At 32.3% G+C, this 22,935-nt stretch carries 14 protein-coding genes and 1 riboswitch; all 14 genes read left to right on the forward strand.

Annotation, left to right across the window (positions count from 1 at the left end):
• The 14 genes from HYG85_RS16715 to HYG85_RS16780 all read left to right on the forward strand — a co-directional run bounded on the left by HYG85_RS16715 (position 1) and on the right by HYG85_RS16780 (position 22,916).
• Complete coding sequence (locus HYG85_RS16715) at positions 1–537, forward strand: 2-oxoacid:acceptor oxidoreductase family protein (RefSeq protein ID WP_212690609.1); 537 nt, start codon at positions 1–3, stop codon at positions 535–537.
• Positions 538–693: 156 nt separating this feature from the next.
• A complete protein-coding gene (locus tag HYG85_RS16720; RefSeq protein WP_212690610.1) occupies positions 694–1,224 on the forward strand; it encodes a GNAT family N-acetyltransferase in 531 nt (176 codons plus the stop codon).
• 216 nt (positions 1,225–1,440) lie between these two features.
• Positions 1,441–1,542, forward strand: a riboswitch (purine riboswitch).
• Between the two features lie 268 nt (positions 1,543–1,810).
• Entirely contained in the window at positions 1,811–3,550 is a 1,740-nt protein-coding gene (gene ade, locus HYG85_RS16725; RefSeq protein WP_212690611.1) for an adenine deaminase, read from the forward strand.
• Positions 3,551–3,595: 45 nt separating this feature from the next.
• A complete protein-coding gene (locus HYG85_RS16730; RefSeq protein WP_212690612.1) occupies positions 3,596–4,963 on the forward strand; it encodes a monomethylamine:corrinoid methyltransferase in 1,368 nt (455 codons plus the stop codon).
• A 45-nt stretch (positions 4,964–5,008) separates the two neighbouring features.
• Positions 5,009–6,538 carry a xanthine/uracil/vitamin C permease gene (locus tag HYG85_RS16735; protein ID WP_212690613.1) on the forward strand — a complete coding sequence of 510 codons (1,530 nt, stop codon included), beginning with the start codon at positions 5,009–5,011 and terminating at the stop codon, positions 6,536–6,538.
• Positions 6,539–6,808: 270 nt separating this feature from the next.
• Positions 6,809–8,938 carry a neutral/alkaline non-lysosomal ceramidase N-terminal domain-containing protein gene (locus tag HYG85_RS16740; RefSeq protein WP_212690614.1) on the forward strand — a complete coding sequence of 710 codons (2,130 nt, stop codon included), beginning with the start codon at positions 6,809–6,811 and terminating at the stop codon, positions 8,936–8,938.
• Positions 8,939–9,283: 345 nt separating this feature from the next.
• Positions 9,284–11,086, forward strand: a complete 1,803-nt coding sequence (locus HYG85_RS16745; protein WP_212690615.1) for an ABC transporter ATP-binding protein — start codon at positions 9,284–9,286, stop codon at positions 11,084–11,086.
• A complete protein-coding gene (locus tag HYG85_RS16750) occupies positions 11,079–12,827 on the forward strand; it encodes an ABC transporter ATP-binding protein (RefSeq protein ID WP_212690616.1) in 1,749 nt (582 codons plus the stop codon). Before HYG85_RS16745 ends, HYG85_RS16750 begins: the two co-directional genes overlap by 8 nt.
• Positions 12,828–12,843: 16 nt before the next feature.
• Positions 12,844–13,569: an energy-coupling factor transporter transmembrane component T gene (locus tag HYG85_RS16755; RefSeq protein ID WP_212690617.1), complete on the forward strand. Its 726-nt coding sequence runs from the start codon at positions 12,844–12,846 to the stop codon at positions 13,567–13,569.
• Positions 13,570–13,600: 31 nt separating this feature from the next.
• The gene (locus tag HYG85_RS16760) at positions 13,601–15,094 is read left to right on the forward strand and encodes an ABC transporter ATP-binding protein (RefSeq protein WP_212690618.1); all 1,494 of its coding nucleotides are present in this window, start codon (positions 13,601–13,603) and stop codon (positions 15,092–15,094) included.
• Complete coding sequence (locus HYG85_RS16765; protein ID WP_212690619.1) at positions 15,091–15,693, forward strand: MptD family putative ECF transporter S component; 603 nt, start codon at positions 15,091–15,093, stop codon at positions 15,691–15,693. Before HYG85_RS16760 ends, HYG85_RS16765 begins: the two co-directional genes overlap by 4 nt.
• A 28-nt stretch (positions 15,694–15,721) precedes the next feature.
• The gene (locus HYG85_RS16770; RefSeq protein ID WP_212690620.1) at positions 15,722–17,890 is read left to right on the forward strand and encodes a Gfo/Idh/MocA family oxidoreductase; all 2,169 of its coding nucleotides are present in this window, start codon (positions 15,722–15,724) and stop codon (positions 17,888–17,890) included.
• A 2-nt stretch (positions 17,891–17,892) separates the two neighbouring features.
• Entirely contained in the window at positions 17,893–18,594 is a 702-nt protein-coding gene (locus HYG85_RS16775) for a VOC family protein (protein WP_212690621.1), read from the forward strand.
• A gap of 14 nt (positions 18,595–18,608) precedes the next feature.
• The gene (locus HYG85_RS16780; RefSeq protein WP_212690622.1) at positions 18,609–22,916 is read left to right on the forward strand and encodes a non-ribosomal peptide synthetase; all 4,308 of its coding nucleotides are present in this window, start codon (positions 18,609–18,611) and stop codon (positions 22,914–22,916) included.
• Positions 22,917–22,935: the final 19 nt, after the last annotated feature.

The following is a 22,935-nucleotide window of genomic DNA, read 5'->3' on the forward strand; positions in this document are numbered from 1 at the left end:
ATGACTGAGCAACTAATTATTGCTGGATTTGGTGGTCAAGGTGTTATGTCTATTGGTCAAATACTAACATATGCAGGAATGACTGAAAAAAAAGAAGTGTCATGGTTACCATCCTATGGACCAGAAATGCGTGGCGGAACAGCAAACTGTAATGTAATTGTATCAGACAAACCAGTTGCATCACCTATAGTAACCAAAGCTACAGCAGGATTGATGTTAAACAAACCATCATTGATAAAATTTGAAAATAGTGTCAAGGAAGGCGGTAATCTATTAATTAATAGTTCTCTGATAGATATAAAAGCAACTAGAGATGATATAAATGTATATTATATCAAAGCTAATGAGATTGCAGTTGAACTTGGTAACACAAGAATAGCTAATATGGTAATGCTTGGTGCTTATTTGGAACTAACCAAAGTTGTAAGTATAGATTCAGTTATTGAAGCACTCAAGAAAGTATTAGGAAAATCAAAAGAACATCTTATTCCAATTAATATAAAAGCCATGGAACGTGGAGCTGAATGTGTTAAGTAATAAATTATAAAGGAGCTTGAAAAAGCTCCTTTTTTCAATACAATAGTTAACTGCAAATTGACATTATTCTAGTACATGTATATAATTTATATATAGCAATATGGAGATAAATACTTCATAAATAAGCTGAATTCAAAAAAGAGAGGGGTAATAATAATGTATGAAGGAAAAAAAATCAGGTTAAGAGAATATAAAAAATCGGATGTGGAAGCAGCACAAAACTATATTAATGACAAGGAAGTTAAAAAGAACCTTAATCCAGGAATACCATTTCCCTATACGTTGCAAGATGAAGAAAAGTGGTTTGAAAGTAATACTGCATTGAAAGACACATATAATTTTGCTATTGAAACTCTTGAAGATAATATATATATTGGCGGTTGTGGAATAAATCAAGTTGATTGGAAAAACAGTAACGTGGAAATAGGCATATTCATTGGAAACAAAGAGTATTGGAATAAAGGATACGGAACTGATGCAATGAATGTACTTATAAGATTTATCTTCAACGAGATGAATATTAACAAAATAAAATTAAATGTATATTCATTCAACAAAAGAGCAATGAGATGTTATGAAAAATGTGGATTCATAACAGAAGGAGTTTTACGTAAAGAACTTTATAGAGAAGGAAATTATCATGATATCATAGTAATGGGATTACTGAAAGAAGAATTTGTAAAATAAATATAAAAAACCAACGGGAATGCTGAACATGATTATTATGTAGTTGACAGCTGATAAAATTACACGACCCAACTGAAAAATTATTCTTGTGGATTATTACTATCTTGACAAAATATAATATTGTGATACAATATTCTACAATCTATATCATAGATAAATTATTCAACAATCAAATGAAAACTCAAACTAGTTATCTTAACTGGCTTGAGTATATTTTATAATAAAAATTAATTGTTTCGTATAAATTCTCTAATATGGTGAGAAAGTCTCTACCCTGTAACCGTAAAATACAGGACTACGATTTTATAGTATAATTAGTTAGTGCCAATTTATTATTTATAAATAGGTGCTTTATAGATTAAAGGAATCAGTTACTCATAAACCAACTGATGTTTTTTTGGTCTTACTGAAATTTATGCAATGCATATCTACTATGAATCAAGAGACTTTCTAATAGAAAGTCTTTTTTTATATGTTCAAGGAAAAATCCTTACTTTCTATTTTAAAATACATACCAGACTACTTAATATGAAACTTCAAAAAACCAAATAAAATTATATATAATCGTCATAAGGAGTCTTGTGTAATGCTTGTAGATAGAATAAAAGCAGCAACAAAAGAAGTAAAAGCGGATTTAGTAATTAATAATGTCAATATCGTAGATGTATTTAATCTAGATACATATATATCAGATATAGCAATCAAAGATGGATATTTTGTTGGAATAGGTGAATACAAAGGGAAAGGTGAATTAGAAGTCGATGGAATTGGTAAAACCATCATTCCAGGCTTTGTAGATGGACACTTGCACATAGAATCCTCTATGGTTACGCCAATTCAATACTCTAATGCAATATTGCCTTTTGGAGTAACGACTATTATTGCTGATCCTCATGAAATAGCTAACGTAAGTGGAGTTGATGGAATAAAATACATGATGGATATGGCTAAACATGTGCCATTAGATGTCAATATAATGCTTCCTTCATGTGTCCCAGCCACTAGTGTTGAGAGGGGTGGTGCAATTCTAAAGGCTAAAGACCTAAAACCACTATATGAAGAAGAGAGTGTTCTAGGGCTTGCAGAAGTTATGGATTTTCCAGCGGTAGTATCTTGCAATGAGGACATGATAGAAAAATTGGAAGACGCTAAAAACAAAAATCGTATTATCGACGGTCACTGTGCAGGATTTGATATCAATAAGTTGAATGCTTATGCAACAGCAGGAATTAAAACTGACCATGAATCCACGACAGCTGAAGATTTAATAGAAAGAAACAGAAGAGGAATCCACACTTTGGTTAGATATGGTTCAGTATGTAAAGATCTACCTAATATTATACCAAGTGTCAATGAGAGAAACCATAGGTTATTATGTTTTGCAACAGATGATAAACATCTTGACGAGCTAGTGACTATTGGTGGAGTCAATTATAATGTAAAACTAGCAATCAAGTCAGGTCTTGATCCAATTATAGCTATATCAATGGCAACTTATAATACTTGCCAATGTTATAAACTCCATGAAAAAGGAGCAATAGCTCCAGGGTATATTGCAGATTTTTCAATAGTAGATAATATTCAGGGCCTTAACATTATTGATGTATATAAAAATGGAAAATTAGTAGTAAAAGATAAAAAGCTGATAGATGAAGTTTCAACAAATATATGTAAAAAACCAGAGAAACTGATAGCTTCCATAAATATACCTGAAATAAAAAAAGAAGATTTGATTATTGATATGAAAGATCATCAGAAAGCTAATGTCATAGAAGTAATCAACAATGGAGTAGTAACTAAGAAATCTATTGAAAAGGTCACAACCAATGCTCAAGGACACTTTCAACCAGATATAGAAAAAGATCAGCAAAAAATTCTAGTAATTGAAAGACACAGGAAAACTGGCAACATAGGCAAAGGTATACTAAAAGGTCTAAAGCTGGAATCAGGAGCAATAGCAACTACTATTTCTCACGACTCTCATAATCTAATTGTTGTTGGAACTAACGACAAGGATATAATGAAGGCGATTGAAGCTATAGAAGAGATGCAGGGTGGTATCGTTGTTGTAAATGATAATGAAGTACTGGCTAAGTTGAATCTTGAAATCTGTGGATTAATCACTACTAGGGACTCTGAAACAGTAATAAAAGATTTGGGAAAGCTTAATAAGATGATAAAGATAATTGCACCAAAAGTTGATATTAATCCATTATTGACACTTTCCTTCATGTCACTTGTAGTAATACCTGAAATCAAAGTTTGTGAAAAAGGTTTATTTGATTTTTCAACCTTCGATTTTATCGATATTTACGTGGAAGAATAATATTTTATACATAAAAACTATAACTAAATAAAAAGGAGTAATGATATGCATTATTTAGAACTATTAGAGAGAGCACACAATGGTGAAAAGATTGAAAAAGAACAATGGGATGTAGAGTACATAGTAATCAAGACAATGGAGTTAGTTTCAAAATATGATTTAAAATTTGATAGTAATACGATTATTCCAACAGATGATACTCTTATTGAAAATACATTTAAAGCAGCGAAAGAACTGATTTCAGAAATTGGTGTATATTACTTGTCAGAAGGTAGACGAATATATCTTACTGAAGAAGAAATAGATGAAGCATTGAAAAATGCTAAACAAGAGATTCTAATGGGAGAAGGAAAAGATGCTGTAACATTATATGCAAGAAAACCAGAAGATACAAGATATCCACTAGTTTGGGCTGGAAATCCAGGATGTCCAACTCCAGAAGATATTTTCAAGCCAACAGTAAAAAGCTGGGCGAAGGAAGAGGTTGTTGATCTTATCACATGTGGTTCATTAACTACAGTAGATGGTTATCCTGTAAGAAAACACGAAGCTTCCGAACTCTTGGCAGTTAGAAGAGAATTAGATTTATTACGTAGCGCTACAAGAGAAGTTGGTCGTCCAGGAATGGGTATGTTAGCAGCAGAAAGTGCAGTTTCAGAAATAGGTGATTTGGCGGCTGTAGGTTCTGACCGTTTAAGACCATGTGATAGTCACTTGACAGTTATGCTTAATGAATTGGTTATTGATAGAGATAATATGGTTCGTACTGCAAGCAGTATAGATTATGGTATGAGAAATGCAGGACTTACTTGTACAATGGTTGGTGGATTAGGTGGAGATGCAGCAGGTTCAGCTCTCTTGATGATTGCATCTATTATGGCAGCTAATATCTTATGTAGAGCTGATTACCATCTTTGCCATCCAATTGACTTAAGACATGTTGCAACTTCAACTCGTGGAAGTATGTATGTACATAGTATGGCTTGTCAAGCTTATGCAAATCATGCACCAAATATTATATTCTGTGACATATATCCAAAAAGTGGAGCCTTAACAAAAGAATTATTATATGAGGTAGCAGCTAATGCTATTACAGCAACTGTTTCTGGAGGTCATCTAGAAGGTGTTGGTGCTGCTGATGGATTAGTTCCTCATGGTACTGGTTTAGAAGTGCGATTGATGGGTGAAGTAGGACGTGCTGTTGTAGATAATAGATTAACTCGTGAAACAGCCAATGAAATAGTATTAAAATTATTAGATAAATATGAGCATGTATTTAGTTTAGAAGGTGGAAATCCAGGTAAACCATTTAACGAAGCATATGATATGGAAAAAATTGAACCAGTAGAAGAATGGGTCAACATGTATGAAGAAGTCAAGAAAGAATTAAATGAAATGGGATTTAATATTTAATTTTTCTATAAAGTCATTACAATAACATGAAAAGGAGACTACAAAGTGAAAGAGAGAAAATTACCTTTATTTAGAAGTGGTGACATTGGTGGTATTGCCTATACTTTAGCTGGCAATATAGTTAACTACATCATTGTAATCGGTGTGTTGCTATACGTATTTGAATGGCCTGAGTATCTAGTATTTGGAAGAGTCATTCCAGGTATGTCCATTGGACTTATGGGTTCAGGTTTCTATTATGCATGGATGGCTAACAGACTGGCAAAAAATGAAGGACGATCAGATGTAACAGCACTTCCTTCAGGAGTATCTACTCCAGCAATGTTTGTTTACTTATGGGGAGTTATCGCACCCCTTAACTATGCTATCGGTGATCCAGAAAAAGTATGGATGGTAGCAGTTGCGGCAACATTTTTAGGAGGAGTAATTGAAGCTTTAGGTAGTTTTGTTGGACCATGGCTAAGAAAGTTCTTGCCACGTGCGGCTTTACTTGGAACAGTTGGTGGTATTGCGCTAGTATGGATGATCAACAAAGGATTCTATGATGTATATGCTGATCCAATCCTTGGAATGCCTGTATTGATAATTGCCATCATTGGATTAATTGGTGGATATGTATTTCCTAAAAAGATACCTGCGTTACTTGTAGCTGTTGTCGGAGGTATACTCTATGCTATTGTATTAGGTCGTGTAAAACCGGATGTAAGTGGTTTTGGATTTACGCTTACTAATCCTGTAGATGGAGTAAAGGCGGTTATAAATGGTATGAAGCTTATAGGACCATACCTTGCAGTTATTATACCTATTCAAATATATAACTTCATAGAGACAATGGATAATGTTGAATCTGCAATAGCCGCAGGTGATAAATATAATGTCCGTGAAGCTCAGATTGCTGATGGTTCAATGACTATGTTATCAGCTATTTTTGGTGGCGTTGTTCCTAACACTGTATGGCTTGGTCATCCTGGACTAAAAAAAGGTAAAGCAGGTTCTGGATATTCTTGGATATCTGGACTGATATTAGGAGCTGCTGGTATCTTTGGAGCTTATGCATTCATTAATTCTATAATGCCTCCTGTAATTGCAGCAATCACATTTGTTTGGTGTTCAATAACTATTATCGTACAGGCATTTAGAGAAGCTAGACCATTCAGACATGGTGCAGCAGTTGTTGTTGCATTCATACCACATATTGCTGATTACATATATACTGAGGTAACATTAGCGTTATCCTCCCAAGGTATTTATGAGGTTACACCAGAGATTGCTTCGGCTCTGACTAATGAAGGGGTAATGTGGGCAGGAGTAACAGAACTAAAATATGGAGCTATTTTGACTGGTATGTTATGGGCGGCTATCACTGCTTTTATAATTGATAAACGCTTGGATAAAGCGGGTTATGTTGGATTGGTGGCAGCTGCATTGGCTCTCGTTGGTTTTATTCATTCACCATCCTTGGGAATAAGCTTGAACCCTTATTTCTACGGTTACCTAATAATGGGTATCATATGTATTGTACTCAATCTATTTAAAGGTAGTTTCACTGTGCCTGATGACTATGACTATATTTAATAATCAACAATTACATAAAGGATTACAACAATCACATAAATGACTATGATTAACATAAGAAGACTTGGGAATAAAATCTCCAAGTCTTTTTATTATGTAATAAATCACTAGGATACATTTGCTTTTTAAGGTAAGTGGAATTGATAGATATATTTATGGAATTATAAACTGAAATAAGTCATATTTTATTAACTCCTTGAATATAAGGTATATTCATAAAGAACAATATATATGAATATATTATATTACTAGGACAAGGAGGAGATTTATATGTTAAGAGGATTCAGAAAGTTTTTATGCCTATTATGCGCTATATCCTTGCTTGCAATACCTACACGTAATGTTACATATGCACAAGACAATGCAAACTTTTATGTTGGGACAGGTATTTACGATATCACAGGACCAGCCGCAGAAGTAGTAATGATGGGTTATGCCAGCAATGAACAAATAACAGAAGGGATTCATCTTAGACTTCGGTCAAGGGCATTTATAGTTGCTGATAACACCGATAATAAGAGAACTGTGTTTGTTAGTGCAGATTTGGGACAACTTTTTCAGGGAGTCAAACAGGGCGTAATGAGGAAATTGCAGGAGACATATGGTGATTTATATAGAGATGAAAACGTTATGTTAAGTGCTACTCATACTCATTGTGGTCCAGCAGGTCATTCTCATTATGCTTTATATAATATTTCAGCATATGGTTACATTGAAGAAAATTATGACTGTATAGTAGATGGTGTATATAATTCTATAGTAAGAGCTCATAATAACCTTGAAACAGGTTATATTGAGATTAATTCTTCTACTCTTAATGGGACAAGTATCAATAGGTCTATTGTAGCCTATAATAACAATGATGAAGATGAGAGAAATATTTTTACAGATGATATTGATAGGGACATGGTAATGCTTAATTTCAAAAACAGTAATGGAGACTTATTGGGAATAATAAATTGGTTCCCAATACATCCAACATCTATGGGTAATACAAATCATTATATATCCAGTGATAATAAAGGATATGCATCATATCTATATGAAAAAACTATGGGTACTGATTATATGGCAGATAAAACATTTGTAGCTGCATTTGCCCAAAGTGATTGTGGTGATGTATCTCCGAATATTCATGGCGGAGAACTAGGATATGGAGATAATGATTTTGAAAGTACGAAATTTGCAGGAGAACAGCAATACTTGAAGGGACTTGAACTAAGTAATTCTGCAAATACTATTGTAAGTGGTAACATTGATTATAGACATAAATACATAGATTTTTCCAACATAAGTGTAGCTCCAGAGTATACTAGTTATAAGTGCAATAGCGAACTGCCAAATGAAATAACAGAATCAGACCATAAGTTGACCTATGATGCTGCTATAGGATATTCATTTGCTTGTGGAGCAGAGGATGGTCCTAGTAATATAGATATGTTCCATGAGGGAATGACTGCAGATGATTATCCAATAGATGAGGGATGCAACCTAGTAAAGACTGCTCAACATTTTTTGAATATAATTCCGGAAATCAATACTGTCAATGGATTGAAATATCCAGAACTATGGGAACAGCACTATCCAAAACCAATACTTTTTGCCACTGGAAAAGGAGAACCTTATCCTTGGACTCCAGAAATATTGCCTATACAGATTATGAAAATAGGTCAATTAATCTTAGTGGCAGTTCCAGCTGAATTCACCTCTATGTCTGGTAGAAGGCTAAAAAGAATAGTCAAGCAGACTATGGACAAAGATTCTAATATAGACCATACCGTTGTTTTAGCAGGACTCTCCAATGCCTATAGTGGTTACGTAGCTACCCAGGAAGAATATGATGTACAGCATTACGAAGGAGCGTCCACTCATTTTGGAAAATGGACATTACCAAGCTATTTACAAGAATTCCACAAAATAACTAATGACATGAAGAATAATGTAGCAACTGAACCAGGTCCTACACCTAGAGATTTGAAAGACGAACAAATGTGTTTTCAAACAGGAGTTGTACTGGATAATGTTCCTATAGGTAAGGATTTTGGAGAAGTTGAAGAAGACGTAAACTCTTCTTACAACATTGGTGATGATGTATCTGTTTCCTTCTGGACTGGTCATCCCAAGAATGATCTAAAAACTCAATCAACTTATCTAGAAGTACAAAAACGAGTTGATAATCAATGGGTAACAATCGCTAATGATTGGGATTGGGAGACTAAATACAGATGGATAAGAAAAGATCCAGTATGGGGTAGTTCTCTAGCAAAAGTAGAATGGACAATACCTAACGATACTTTGCCAGGAACATACAGAATTCTTCACCATGGTGCATATAAAAATGGATGGACAGGTGATATCATACATTTTGATGGATTATCAAGTGAATTTCAAATAAATTAATAATAGAATATATAAGATGTTGATATTTCAACATCTTTTTTTTATGTAATATATTTAATTCATTAATAAAGGCTTTTTGTTAATTTAATGAAAATTTAATTCAATTCTTAAAATTAATATTGACTATCATTATCAATTGGATTATACTGGTTATGATATATTCTAATTAATTAAACAAATAACTGCTATATCAAAATTTTCATTTTCGAAAAATAATATTCACAAATTAAGGAGGTATTTACGTAAAGATTCAATTAGATATATTATAAAAACTATTACACCTTTGTTTACAATCTATAGATTAGACACAAGTTATCTAAACAAATAAAAGATAGAGGGATATGAATGAAGAAAAAAAATTGGTTAAGTATCGTTTCATTTTATGCAAAAGAATGCAAAGTAAAATTAGTAGTTTCGGTATTATTTGCCATCATAAGTGTATTTGGAGGAATAGTTCCTTATATGGCAGTTTATCGTATTTTCATATTATTCTTTGATGGAGCTCAAACAGTGGATAACATAATATTCTGGTCGGGAATTGGATTAGCAGGATATGTAGTAAAGGTTGCATTTCATGGATTCTCTACAGTTTTATCACACATATCTGCTTATAGGATATTGGAGAGTATCAGGCTATCTATATGTGATAAGTTAATGAAAGTACCATTAGGAGTAGTTCTCAATGAATCAGCAGGAAAAATAAAAAATACTATCGTTGATAGAGTTGAAACTATAGAACTTCCATTGGCACATATGATTCCAGAGAGCCTTTCCAATCTTGTATTATCCATATGTGTATTAATATATCTCATAATCATTGATTGGAGAATGGCATTGGCATCATTGATTTCTGTTTTCATTGGAGGTATCGCTTATGGAATAGTCATGAAAACATATAATGAAAAATACGATGATTACATGGAATCAAGTAATTATGTCAATGGTGTAATTGTAGAGTATATAGAAGGAATTCAAGTAATAAAAGCCTTCAATCAATCAGCAAAATCATATGAAAAATTTGAATCAGCAGTAAAAGAATTCAAAGATTATACATTGGATTGGTTTCGAAGTACTTGGAAGTTAATTAATTTCGCCAGTTCTGCATTACCAACATCTCTACTTGGAACATTACCTATTGGTTTGTATTTATATATAAAAGGTTCGCTAGGTCCAGCTGAATTGACAATGTGCTTATTACTGTCACTTGGAATAGTTGGCGCACTTACTAACTTTACTATACTTGTAAATGATTTGAAAGCTATACAATTTGCTTTGAGAGACACCTATGAATATGTGGGTATAGATGAATTACCAAATGCTTCAAAAGAAATAAAATTGAATTCCTATAATATTGAGTTCAATAATGTATCTTTTTCTTATAATGATGATGAAAAAGCTGATGTTGAGAACAAAAGTGCATTGACAGATATTAATCTTAATCTACGAGAGGGTCAATTTACAGCTTTTGTAGGAGCTTCTGGAAGTGGGAAATCCACAATAGCAAGAATGCTTGTAAGATTCTGGGATGTAACCAAAGGAGAAATAAAAATAGGCGGAGTTGATATTAAAGATATCCCAATAGATCAGTTGATGGATTCAATAAGCTATGTGACACAGGATAATTTCCTGTTCAACTGCTCTTTAATGGAAAATATTAGATTAGGAAACATTAGTGCATCTGATGAAGAGGTAATTCGAGCATCAAAAGCAGCTTGTTGTCATGAATTCATTGAAAAACTTGATAACAAATATGATACTACTGCTGGAGAAGCAGGAGGAAAACTTTCAGGTGGTGAAAAACAGAGAATAGCTATAGCTAGAGCAATACTTAAAAATTCCCCAATTATTATTCTTGATGAAGCTACAGCTTTCACTGATCCAGAAAATGAAGACAAAATACAAAAATCAATAGCGGAACTAACAAAAGGTAAAACACTTTTGGTTATTGCTCATAGACTATCAACCATTAAGAATGCAGATAATATTGTTATTCTTGATAATGGTAAAATCAAAGAAATAGGTACCCATGAAGACCTATTGCATAAATCAAGTATGTACAAAAATATGTGGGATGCCCATATTGGAAGTAAACATTGGGCTGCAAGCAGTAGTAAATCAAATGATAGTGAGGTGCAATTAAGTGTTTAGATCAATAAAAAGAATAATTAGATGGACAGGAAATAGAAAAAAACGTATATATAGAGGATTTGTATATTCTTTCTTCAATTCATTATTCATTGCAATGCCTATCATGGGAACTGCCATTGGATTAAATCTTGTTATTGAAGATATGAATGGGACAAAAAAACTAACTACTGATTATGTTCTGTATCTACTAGGTTTCATGATTATTGCTTTATTAGGTAGGTTCTTGTTTTCTTATCTAAAAGCAAAATCTCAGGAAAGTGTTGGTTATGAAGTTACTGCAGATCAAAGAATCGAGATAGGTAATATATTGAAAAGAGTATCATTAGGATTCTTTGATACCCATAATGCTGGAGAAATAGCAGCATCAGTTACAACCGATCTTTCATTTGTAGAGATGTATGGAATGAAAATGATAGATACTGTGGTTAATGGATATATTTGTGTTTTTACAATGATATTGTGCATGTTATTTTACAAGATCGAGATTGGTTTGATATGTCTTGCTGGAGTTTTGTTATCAGCTTTTTTCTTAAAATTGTTAGGCAATAAAAGTGATAAAAATGCACCAGAACACCAATTTGCTCAAGAATCAATGATTGCAGCTACAATTGAGTATATAAGAGGAATTCCCATTGTAAAAGCTTTCAAACAAGAAGGTGTATCAAGAAAAGGGATAGAAGATGCTTATAAAAAGAGTAAAGATATCAATATAAAGATAGAAAAGGAATTCACTGTATATAATAGTTTTCATGTAATATCTCTTAAAATAGCATCTATAGCTATAGTTTGTGTGGCTGCATTAATGGCTAATAATGGAACAATGGATATGCCAACAATGCTTATGATGGTAATGTTCTCCTTTGTTATTTTTGGTAATGTTGAAGGTATCAATAATGCCACACACGTATTGGAAATAATAGATGAGACAATGGATAAATTGGATAAAATAAATCATGCCGAGTATATTGATGAAGACGGTGTAAACAAAGAATTATCCTCATATGATATAGAGTTTGACAATGTGATCTTTGCATATGACAAGAATGAGATATTGAAGAATGTATCTTTTCATATCCCTCAAAAATCCACTACAGCAATTATAGGAGCTTCTGGCAGCGGTAAAACAACAATATGTAATTTGATAGCTAGATTCTATGATGTAAACAAGGGGATAATAACCATAGGTGGACAAAATATCAAGGATATGAAGTGTGAAAGTCTATTGAAAAACATCAGTATGGTGTTTCAAAATGTATATTTGTTCCACGATACAATCTATAACAATATTAAGTTCGGTAATCCTAGTGCAGGTAAAAAAGATATCATAAAAGCAGCTAAAAAAGCTAGATGCCATGATTTTATCATGAGTCTACCAGATAAATATGACACAATTATAGGGGATGCCGGTTCAACATTATCAGGTGGAGAGAAACAAAGGATTTCTATTGCTAGGGCCATATTGAAAGATGCTCCTATAGTAATCTTAGATGAAGCTACTGCAAGTGTCGATCCTGAAAATGAATATGAGATTCAGAGGGCGATAAGTTCACTTGTAGAAGGGAAAACCATGATAACAATAGCACACAGACTAGCTACTATCCAAAATGCAGATCAGATATTAGTTGTAGATAATGGCGAAATAGTACAAAAAGGAAGTCATGACAAGTTATTGGATGAGGAAGGTATCTATAAGAATTTCTTATCCATACGTGAGAAAGCTGAAGGATGGAGTATAGTATAGATGAAGGATAGATACAATGAATAGAATGGACTTTAAAACATCAAAACCCGATCCTCGTGTATTAATATTTTTGGTTATAGTGGTATCTGTATTAAGTTGTATGCTTTTTCAACTGGCTATGGTATATGTATTGTTTCTTATTTTAGACATATTGATGTTTAGTCAGAAGATGAAGAAAAAAGCCATCCATTTTTTTGTGGCTTATAATATATTAATTATTGCTAGAAGAGCTTTAACCCTTATACCAACCTATTCTATAAGTATGGTTATATCAATGATAATTATTTTGCTGCTGCATGTAATACCTATATATATAGTTTGTTTCATCATGTTCAATAAGAACTATATGAATGAGATGATAACTGCTCTAGAACATATGAAAATACCTAAGACATTTATTATTCCACTAGCTGTGGTGTATAGATATGCACCTACAATTACAGAAGAAATAAGTCTGGTCAGGATCAGTCTTAAAATGAGAGGGTTAAATACTTCTTTTATAGGATTTATAATGCACCCAATGAAAATGATTGAAAATTTTATGATGCCTTTATTAATAAGAAGTGCAAAAATAGCTGACGAGTTGTCAGCGGCTACACTTTGCAAGGGATTAGACCTTGATAATAATAGAACTTGCACCACAAAAGTGAGATTTCAACTTGTTGACGGGTGTTATTGTATTGCTTTTATATGTATAGCGGTTTTAATTATTTTTATTGACAAGAATTATATATTATTGTGATTGATAATAATGAATTATTAAGGAGTATATTATGTTGGAAAAGAACCAGACAGTTATTGACTACAGACATTTATATTTTAAATACGAAGGAAGCGATGAACAAGCATTATCAGATATTAATCTTTCTATAAAAAAAGGAGAATTTATTGTACTTACAGGAAAAAGCGGGTGTGGAAAAACTACTTTAACAAGATGTGTCAATGGATTAATTCCTAATTTCTATAATGGAGAATTTAGGGGGAAAGCTAAGGTCAAGAACTATGATTTAAGCAAAGATGGAATAAGAGAGATTTCACGTGAGGTAGGGTCTGTCTTTCAAGACCCCCGTTCACAATTTTTTACTCTACATGTAAAGACTGAAATTCCATTTTCAAGTGAGAATTATGGAATTGATTCTGAAATCATTCAAGAGAATATAATAAAATCTGTTGAAGACCTTAAGCTTAATAAACTAATAGATAAACAGCTTTTAAACTTATCCAGCGGAGAAAAACAAAAGATTGCTGTTGCTTCTGTATATACTCTTGGAGCGTTGATATATGTGTTGGATGAACCGTCCTCTAATCTGGATTCTGAGGGAACAAAACAACTAGGTGAAGTACTAAGAAAATTAAAAGAAAAGGGTCACACAATCATAATATCAGAGCATAGACTCAATTATCTAAAAGACCTGGCGGATAGAGTTGTGTATATGGAAAATGGGGGTATAAAAGAAATAATAGATGGAAAAGATTTTGTAAAAAAATCCTCCCTTTGGCTTGATAAAAAAGATCTGAGACAATTATATATAAGTCCTATAGAGTTAATAAAATACGATAGAAACTCCAAATCAATCAGAGCTAATCCTCTATTGAAAGTTGATAATTTATCTTTTAGATATAGAGGAGGAAAGTATATCTTTGACAATGTTTCATTTGATTCATATGGTGGAGACGTAATAGGTATACTTGGGAAAAATGGAGTTGGTAAAAGTACTTTATTAAAAGTATTGATGGGACTTGAAAAACCTAATAAAGGTGAAATATATATAGATGCAAAGAAAGCATCAAAACGTGTACGAATCAAGAATTCAACTTATGTCATGCAGGACGTAGATTACCAACTGTTTGCTCCTAGTGTCCTGGAGGAAATGATTATTGGATTGCCAGATTCTAAAGAGATAAGGGACAAAGCAAAAGAATATCTTAGTTATTTTAATCTGGAAAAATATATTGAAAGACATCCAGCCTCTCTTTCTGGCGGTCAAAAACAAAGATTAGCTATAGCCATGGCTTGTATGAAAGATTCTAGGTTACTATTTTTTGATGAACCTACAAGTGGATTAGATGCTGCTAACATGAAACAAGTCAGTAGTGCAATAAGGAAAATATCGAATAATAATAGATGTATCTTTGTGATTACCCATGATGAAGAATTTGCTAATCTTACATTCAATACGGTATTAAAATTCAATGATGATAAAACAATCAATTATTTTAATATAAATAAAGAAAAAAATAATTATAAAAAGGAGAATTTAGCATGAATAATACCCAAAAGAACAGTAAAGTAAAAGATCTAATAACAATAGGGATATTTAATGCTCTACTCATAGTAGTGTTTGGAGCTATAGCTTGTACAATAGGATTTTTCCCACCTATATTGATTGTATTGCCATTGATCCTATCAACAATTGGTGGATTGATTTTTATGTTGATGATAACGAAAGCACCTATGAGAGGGATATTTATAATTAGCAGTGCACTATTAGGACTTGTGCTTTTTAATATGGCACCTGGCGGCAGTATGTTTATAACTACATTGGCAGGCGGAATAATTGGAGAGATAATCTATAACGTTCTAGGTAGAAAAAAATTCATATCTATTGCCTTAGGATATGCATCTTATATGTTAGGATTGGCACTTGGTGAATATTATCCTTTCATATATATGCAGGAAGAATATATTGAGTTATATGCTAAAAAAGGCAGTCAATCTTTACCAGTCGCACAAAAATGCATAGAGATAATGACCCCAGAATTAATGATAATATTAAGTATCTTAACAATAATCACATCTGTATTAGGTTGTCTATGGGGAAGAAAGATGTTACATAAGCATTTTCTAAAAGCAGGTATTGCATAACAATTATCTAAAATAGGAAGGAGTCAATATGCACCAGACAAAAGTAATAAAAACAATAGTGTGTGGAGTAGGATTCGGACAATTTTATTTGGAAGCATTACAACTTATAAAAGATGAAGTAAAGTTGATTGGTATTTTATCTAATGGTAGTGAGAAATCAAAAGAATGTGCCAAGTATTATGGAGTTGATTTATATACAGATATAAAAGAGATTCCTAGTGATATTGACTTAGCATGTATTGTTGTAAAATCTGAAATCATGGGTGGTCAAGGTGTTGATTTAGCAATAGAATTTCTACAGAGAAAAATAAATGTAATTCTTGAACACCCTGTTTGCCATAAGAATATAGCAAAGTGCATGAAAACTGCTAAAGAACATAATGTATTTTTCAAAGTTGGAGATTTGTATGCAAATCTTCCTTCTGTGAAAAAATACATGGATTGTACAAAAGAACTCTTTAAAATACAGAAACCCCAGTATATAGAGATACAATGCTCCACAAGAGTTCTTTTTCCAATGGTACATATCCTATCTAAACTATTACCAAGCATAAGTCCTATAAAAGTTGTTTGTTGCACCAAAGGATTAGGTATATATCAGATAATATCAGGAACCATAGGTAAAATACCTTTTCTATTAAAGGCAAATAATGAACTTAATGTAAATGAGCCAGATAGCTACATAAGAGAATTCCATAGATTCTCCATAGACGTTCAAGGTGGGAGATTAACACTTACTGATACTCATGGTCCTGTTATATGGCAGCCCATTCTGAAATTGCCTACTCTGGATATAGAACCAAAGGATAGGTTTACAAAATATCCTAGGGAGCTTTTGAATGAAAGCACTCATATTATTGGAGATGAAAAAACTCCTTCATATGATGTGATACTATCTGAGTTATGGCCAAAAGCCATAGCAGAAGATATACAGGAAATGAGAAGCATGATTTTGGGTGAATCAGAAAAGAAATATGATTTGTGTAATATGCAGCAAATGATTCTATATGCAAAACAATGGCAGCAGTTAACAAAAGAATTAGGGTATCCAGAGTTAAACCACCAAAGTAGCAATGAATGGGTTGACCCATACATATTTGAAAATACGGATAGTGAATCTACGAATAGAGTCACAGAAAAGGATATTATCAATTACATAGACAGCTTGGATGAAGCATCTATAATATCTATGTTGTATACATTACAGTCATACAACGCTTTATTGCCCAATGTTCATTATACAGAAGAAGATATACTAACTCTGATCAAGATGTCACCAAAATATAATAAGGTGATAAAAAGATGGTTAAGAGTATTGCATGATAAAAAATATGTTGATGTAATTAACAATGAATTCATCTATAGGAATAATAGAATAACCAAGAATGATATGGAAAATTATTGGAAAAATGTTAATTATATATCAAGTAATAAAATATGCCCTAAACTGGTTGTAGATTATTTTGAAAGCAATGCAAATAATCTTGCCCAGTTTCTGAATGATGAGATGAATCCGACTTTTTTATTATTTCCCAAAGGCCGTATGGATTATGCTGATGCATTATATAGTGAAACAATAATAGCCAAATATCTAAATGGGAAAATAGCAAAAAAAGTAATGGAAATTATGGATGGTAAGAAAGATACTATTAATATTTTGGAAGTAGGAGCAGGAACGGGAGCAACTTCCAAGGTAGTACTTGAGGAAATGAGTAAAAGGAATAATAATAGTTTCTTCTATCAATTCACTGATATATCTAATTATTTTATTTCTAATGCAAAAAAATATTTCAGCAGTTATTGCAATATGGATTATCAAGTTATTGATATAGATACTGATTTAAAAGAACAAGGAATCAATATTGGAAGTAAGGATATTATAATAGCCAATGGTGTTCTCAACAATGTTCGTAATATGAAATACACACTTAATAACTTCCAAAGAACCATGAGAAAAGGCGGTTACTTATTGATAATAGAACCAACAAAAGAATTTGTTGAAATGCTCATATCACAAGTATTCATGATGGAATCACCAAATGATGATAGAAATAATACGAAAACAACATTCTTGACTGTTAAACAGTGGAGAAGCATCTTAGAGGAAAATAATTTTCTGATTGAAGATGTTTTGCCGAATGATGATAATGTTCTAAAACATTTTGGTCAAAATCTATTTATAGTTAAAAAGGAGTAAATATGTTAAAAATTAATCAATTACAATGCAAAGTCACAGATTTACAAAAAGCTGTAAATGACTTTAAAGAATTAGGATTTACTGTTTGCTGGGGAGCTGATCCAGAGCGGGCAAGTAATGCATTCATATATTTTGAGAATGGACCTGTCATTGAACTTTTTTTAATGCCTGATATAGCTTATTACGCTGCATCAGTTTTTGGTGTTTTTTATGGAAGCAGTGCAAAAAGACGCTGGAAATATTGGTGTAGATCAAATGAAGGCTGGTGCGATTTTAACTTGAAAAGTGATAATGAAGCAGCATCCTTAGAAAATATAGGTAATATTAGAAATCACGTAAAAAATAAGAATATTTCAGTATCAAGAGTTATTAAAGGTCATAGAACACAGCCAGACGGACAAAAATTAAAATTCGGATATTTTGTTACAGACCCAGTTGAATTACCTTTTATAACTTCCGATTATCACATAAAGAATACCATTAAAAAAGTTAAGCACAAAAATGGTGCAAAAGAAATTGAATGGGTCAAAGTTGGAGTTAATGATAAAAACAGAGATAAATTAGAATTGTTGACTGGTGATGATAAGAAAATAATATTAGTGCCTTCTGAACATACGAACATAATTGAAATAGGAATTAAAGGGATTAAGAATAAATTGGATGGTAATAGATTGCATGGAGCAAAAATAGTTTCGTTAGATTAACAGGAGGAATATATATGGAAATAAGTATAGAAAAGTTTTTAGAAGATTTATATGTAAAAGGTATTTCTCTTTGGATGGAAGATGATAAATTACACTTCAAAGCTCCAAAGGGCAGTATCAGCAAAGATGAATTAAATATGTTAAAAGAGAATAAGGAAAAGATAATAGATATACTAACAGAAAATGAGACCATAAAAATAGTTCCTGACATAAAGTCAAGGTATGAGCCCTTTCCTTGTACTGATATACAATCTGCATATCTGTTAGGACGTAGTGATAGTTTTGAATATGGTGGAGTGGCATGCCATATATATCTGGAATTGGAATATGATCAATTAGAACCGAAGAAGACAGAAGAAATATGGAATAGATTGATTGAACGGCATGATATGTTACGTGTGAAATTTGATAAAAGTGGTAATCAATACATTCAGAAAGAAGTAGATGATTTTGAAATAATCTATAACGATTATAGTGGACAAGATGAAAGTGTGCTTACAGAAAAAATGAATGAAATACGGCAAAACATGGGTAATAGGGTATACGATATTGAGAAATGGCCATTATTCGATATACAACTTACTAAGACTAACAATAAATACATAATGCATTTCTCTATTGAATTCATAATAGCAGATTGGACAAGCATTAGATTGTTGTTGAATGAATTTGATATATTGAATAGGAATATAGATGAAGAACTTCCTAAATTAGAGCTCACATTCAGAGATTATATATTAGCTGCCGACAAGCTAAAAAAATCAAAACAGTATATTGAAGATAAAAATTATTGGATGCAAAGAGTAGATACTCTACCTTCAGCACCTAAATTACCAATATTGGTTAATGAGAAAAATGAAAAAGTAAAGTTCGAGAGACATACTTTACATATAAAACAAGATAAATGGAATATATTAAAAGACTTTGTAAAGAAAAAAGGATTGACACCTACAGCAACTGTTTTAACTGCATTTGCACTCATAATAGAAAGATGGAGTACGGAAAGTAGATTCTGTCTTAATCTTACATTGTTGAATAGAATGCCTATACACCCACAAGTCAATGATATTGTTGGTGATTTTACAACTATCAACTTATTGGAAATTAACCTTAATGACATCAAGACATTTATAGAATACGCAAAGGACATTCAAAAACGTTTATTCGATGACTTAGACCACAAATTATTTTCAGGAGTAGAAGTAATTAGAGAATTAGCAAGGAGACATAGCAATAAAGAACTGATGCCCATCATTTTTACTAGTGCCATAGGAAGTGAATCCACTAATGTAGCTTCATCCAAAATAGAGGTTAATGAAAATGGTATTTCACAAACGCCACAGGTATTCATTGATTGTCAAGCTATGGATGATGAGAATGGGCTTAGAATAAATTGGGATGTGAGGGATAAGATATTCCCCCAAAACATGATTAAGGATATGTTTAATTCTTTTGAAGAATTATTGAATAGATTAATAGAAATGAAAGAAACCTGGAATGAAAAAGATATTGTGAAACTTCCATTATGGCAGCAAAACGAAAGAAAAATTGTTAATGATACATCCAAGATTTTGCCAGATAAATTACTGCACCAGCAAATATTTGAACAAGCAGAATTAACACCGGATAATATAGCTGTCAAAGATGGAAATAATTCAATAACCTATAGAGAGTTAATAAGATTAAGCGATACTATATCAGCTTATCTATTAGACGCAGGTTGTAAACCACAGGACAAGATAGCTATAGTAATGGAAAAATCCATTTATCAAGTAGCAAGTGTCCTAGGGATATTGAATATTGGAGGTATCTATGTACCAATATCCAATAAACAACCTGTATCAAGGATTGAATCAATAATTGAACAATCATCTTCTGACATTGTACTTATGACGTCATCGTCAAGTATAAAAATAGATGATAACTATAAAGTTATTGAAGTTGATAAATTAGAACCTAGGAATGAAGAGTTTAATAGATTTACAGGTGATTCAAATAACACAGCATACATTATATTTACTTCTGGCTCTACAGGTGTGCCAAAAGGTGTTACTATCAGTCATAAAGCTGCCCTGAATACTATAAATGATATAAATGATAGATTCAAGGTTACCAGCGATGATTCTATTATAGGAATATCAAAACTTAGCTTTGATTTATCTGTTTATGATATTTTCGGGTTATTAAGTGTTGGAGGAAAGATAATATATCCTATGGATAGTAAATTAAATGATCCTTCTTATTGGTACTCATTAATATCAGAAAATAATATAACTATGTGGAATACTGTTCCTGCGATTATGGAGATGCTGGTTAATTACTTGGAAGTATCTAATTATAGCCTCGATTCTATGGAAAAAATATTTTTATCTGGAGATTGGATCGGTGTAAATCTACCAGATAGAATTAAAAATAAAATGCCTAATGCAGATATCATATGTATGGGTGGTGCTACAGAAGCTTCCATATGGTCAATATACCACGTATATGACGATAGTGATAAATCTTATAAAAGTATACCATATGGCAGACCTCTAGCTAACCAACAATTTAAAGTTTTTGATTCTATGCTAAGAGATTGTCCTGTATTAGTTGAAGGAGAACTAGGAATCATGGGACAAGGTTTATCAAAAGGATACCTAGGGCAGAAAGAGATAACTGCCAATAGTTTCATAATACATGAAAAAGATAAAATATATCGTACTGGCGATTATGGTAGATACCTTCCTGGCGGAGAAATTGAATTCTTAGGACGAAAAGATGCTCAAGTCAAGATTAGAGGACATAGAATTGAATTAGGAGAAATTGAATCGGCTTTGAATAGACATGAGAAGGTTAAATCAGCGGTTGTAATAGTTGGTACAGAGAACAAAAATCAATTATATGGATTTGTCATGCTGGACGATAATCAAAAATCACCGAAAGTCACAGAAGATGAGTTAAAAGAATACTTAGCTTCATATATACCTGAGTATATGATACCAACTTCTATTTCAATATTATCTATTTTCCCTTTAACTCAAAATGGGAAGGTTGACCGTAAAAAACTGCTTAGTATCAAAATGCAAAATGTATCTCATGATGATAAAGAGAATAAGGAAGAAGTATTTGACCAATTGGAATTAAAACTAAAAACAATTATGGAAAGTGTCTTAGAAGTAGTGGAGATAGGTAAGGAAGATGATTTTTATGACTATGGAGCCGATTCTCTCATAATGGCACAAGCTGCTGGTATTTTACACGAAGAACTATTAGCCATTAACAAAGATATACCTTATGATGCTCTACTACGTCAATTGTTGAATTATCCAAGTATTGATTCCCTTGCCAAATTCGTTAGACAACAAGGAACTGGTGAAGAACAAATAGATGATTCATCCAATGATTCTAGTAATGCTTCAATCATTGAGTATAGCAAAAATGAAAATGGACCTCTTAGAATTATTTTACATGCTGGACTTGGAACTATGAACTGTTTCAGATATCTTATAAAGCATCTTGTGAAGGAAGATATAGGTACTGTTATAGGAATCGCAGTTAAAGATGCAGATAAATATTCTTCAATAAACCCAGAGGAACTCATAGAAAATATTGCTGATGATTATGTTGAAAGAATTATGGAATATGACAATAATGATGTACAGATTATTGGATATTGCCTAGGTGGTTTAATAGCGGTGGAAGTGGCTAAACGCTTGGCTGAAAATAATGTAAATATTGTTGATTTGGTCTTAATTGACAGTCATCCAGTACAAGCTGATATAAAAGACGAACTGTTTTTAGAATCAATATTCATAACTAATTTTTATATTACCCTGCCACAGGTCTATGATGAGATTACTATAGATGAACTGGATTATACATTCAAAAGATTATTTGAAAAGCATAGGGATAATATTCCAAAAAATGCTTTGTGTAATTTGGATGGGGATGACAAAATCACGAAAGTCAGTAATTTATTTAGAAAGCTAAGTACATTGACAAAAGAAGAAAGATTCAGGGATTATGTAGAGGCAATGCATAAGATAACAGGGGAGAATGTACCTGTGAATATGGCAATGGGTATGTTTAATATTTATTGTCAAAGCTTCAAAGCAGCACAATTTGAACCTTCAATCTATATGGGTGATGTAAGATTTTTATTAGCTCGTGAAGATTTCCAGTATCTAGCTAATTCTAGTGAGAGGTCTTTGGATTTTTGGAAACAATTCTGTTTAGGAGAATTTGAAGTCACTAAAATAGATGGAGATCATATTAGTTGTATAGAAGATGAGAAGAACGTACCTCATTTAGCTAAGTTAGTTACAGAACCTTTGTCATAAACAAACTAAAAAGGAGACT

The sequence above is a fragment of the Vallitalea guaymasensis genome, from assembly GCF_018141425.1.
Taxonomy (GTDB): Bacteria; Bacillota; Clostridia; order Lachnospirales; family Vallitaleaceae; genus Vallitalea; species Vallitalea guaymasensis.